Origin of the sequence: Streptomyces nogalater (assembly GCF_039532885.1) — a bacterium.
Lineage (GTDB): Bacteria > Actinomycetota > Actinomycetes > Streptomycetales > Streptomycetaceae > Streptomyces > Streptomyces nogalater.
Genome location: NZ_BAAASM010000002.1, coordinates 353,853 through 356,136 on the forward strand (window position 1 = coordinate 353,853; position 2,284 = coordinate 356,136).

Here is a 2,284-nt window from a genome sequence, read left to right on the forward strand (position 1 = left end):
CCGCCGCCGCCCGGCGGTCGCGAACACCGGCCGGGCGGGACCGTCCGCCCGGCCGGTGTGACGGGGATGCCGTGGACGCCGCCCTGGGCCGGGCCGGCGACGAAGGCGTCCCCGTCGCTGCGCCCCAAGCGCTCCGGGACGGTCTGCCCGTCCCGCGGCGCCTGTCGGCACAGCTCGTACACGGTGCCCTCCACGCACCCGCCGGGAGACCGGGCCGGTCGCCGGACCGCCGGTGAAGTTCCGCGGCCGGTCGGGCAGTTGTCGGCTCGCTGACGGGCGTCGCGGGTTTGCGGGGGCGGGTCAGGCGACTCCCAGCCAGCCCTCGATGGGGCTGAGGGCGAAGTAGACGAGGAACACCACCGTCAGGCCCCACATGAAGGCCCCGATCTCACGCGCCTTGCCCTGGGCCACCTTGATGGCGACGTAGGAGATGACGCCTGCGGCGACACCGGTGGTGATGGTGTACGTGAACGGCATCAGCACGACGGTCAGGAAGACCGGGATGGCGGTGGCGCGGTCGGCCCAGTCCACGTGCCGGGCGTTCATCATCATCATCGCGCCGATGACGACGAGGGCGGCGGAGGCGACCTCCTGCGGCACGATCGCGGTGACCGGGGTGAAGAACAGGCAGGCCGCGAAGAACAGGCCGGTGACGACCGAGGCGAGCCCGGTGCGGGCGCCCTCGCCGACGCCGGTGGCCGACTCCACGAACACGGTCTGGCCGGAGCCGCCCGCCACACCGCCGATGGCACCGCCGGCGCCGTCGATGAACAGCGCCTTGGACAGGCCCGGCATCCGGCCCTTGTCGTCGGCGAGGTTGGCCTCGGTGCCGACGCCGATGATGGTGGCCATCGCGTCGAAGAAGCCGGCCAGCACCAGGGTGAACACGATCATCCCGACGGTCATCGCGCCGACCTCGCCCCAGCCGCCGAACTCGACGTCGCCGAAGAGCGAGAAGTCGGGCATGGAGACCGCGCCGCCGTGCAGCTCGGGCGCGCCGTTGGCCCACTGCTTGGGGTCGATGACACCGGCGGCGTTCAGGATCAGGGCGACGACGGTGCCGCTGACGATGCCGATGAGGATGGCGCCGGGGACGTTCCGGGCCTGGAGCATGAAGATCAGCAGCAGGGTGCCGGCGAACAGCAGGACCGGCCAGCCGGTCAGCTCCCCGGCGGGACCGAGGGTGACGGGGCCGCCCTTGCCCTGGTGGACGAAGCCCGCCTTGAAGAAGCCGATGAACGCGATGAACAGGCCGATGCCCATCGTGATGCCGTGCTTGAGCGCGAGCGGAATCGCGTTCATGATCATTTCGCGCAGGCCGGTGACGACGAGCAGCATGATGATCACGCCGTACATCACACACATGCCCATGGCCTGGGGCCAGGTCATCTCGGGGGCGACCTGGGTGGACAGGACACCGGAGACGGACAGGCCGGCGGCGAGGGCGAGCGGCACCTTGCCGACGAAGCCCATGAGCAGGGTCGTGAGGGCCGCCGCGAACGCGGTCGCGGTGATCAGCGCCTTCTGGCCGAGGGTGTCCCCCGCCGCGTCCTTGCCGGACAGGATGAGGGGGTTGAGCAGGAGGATGTACGCCATCGCCATGAACGTGGTGATGCCGCCGCGCACTTCCCGCGCGACCGTGGATCCTCTTCTGGATATGTGGAAGTACCGGTCGAGCCAGGACCGCCCCGCAGGGACGCGGCTGCCTTCGCCTGCGTCCTCGGCGGCGGTCCTGGGCTCCACTGACTGGTGGGTCATGGTGCCATCTCCCAAGGTTCAAAGGGGCACCCGCGAACCGTCCTCACGGACGCGGGATTTGGGGAATGGACGACCCGGGGGACGGCCCGAGACGAACGGATTTCCAGGTACTTCAAGGACCGCGAGCGGAGCGGAACTCAAAGGGGTTCCTCCGGGCGGCGCGGCGGAGGGTGTGACGTTCCCTGCGCCGCCCGGAGAGCTGTGGGGCGGGCTACACGGTTCCCGCCGGGTGCTCGGGCCGTACCGGCGTGCGGCCGGGTCCGGGCCCCGTCGTCTCCCGGGCCGCCGCGAGGCAGGCGGAGGCGGCCGGCCGGGCCGGGGCCCCGCCGGCTCCGCGCGACCCGTACGGGGCGTGCACGGCGGCGAGCCGGAGTGCGTCGGCCGGAGTGGGCAGCGTGGTCGGAGTGGGCAGCGTGGCCGGAGTGGCCGGCGTGCCGAGGACGGTGGGGGCCGGTGTGCCGGGCCGGAGCGGCTCGCGCCCGACGCCCGTGCGGGCCGCGTCGGCCGGGTTCCTCCGGGTCCCGCG

At 72.4% G+C, this 2,284-nt stretch carries 1 protein-coding gene and 2 pseudogenes; all 3 read right to left on the reverse strand.

Annotation, left to right across the window (positions count from 1 at the left end; genetic code table 11):
• Positions 1 to 182 (reverse strand): annotated as a pseudogene (locus ABD350_RS03530) (XdhC/CoxI family protein); the annotation flags it as partial.
• Positions 183 to 300: 118 nt separating this feature from the next.
• Positions 301 to 1,758 (reverse strand): NCS2 family permease, encoded by a 1,458-nt coding sequence (locus ABD350_RS03535; RefSeq protein WP_344346180.1) that lies wholly within the window; start codon positions 1,756 to 1,758, stop codon positions 301 to 303.
• Between the two features lie 211 nt (positions 1,759 to 1,969).
• Positions 1,970 to 2,284 (reverse strand): annotated as a pseudogene (locus ABD350_RS03540) (hypothetical protein); the annotation flags it as partial.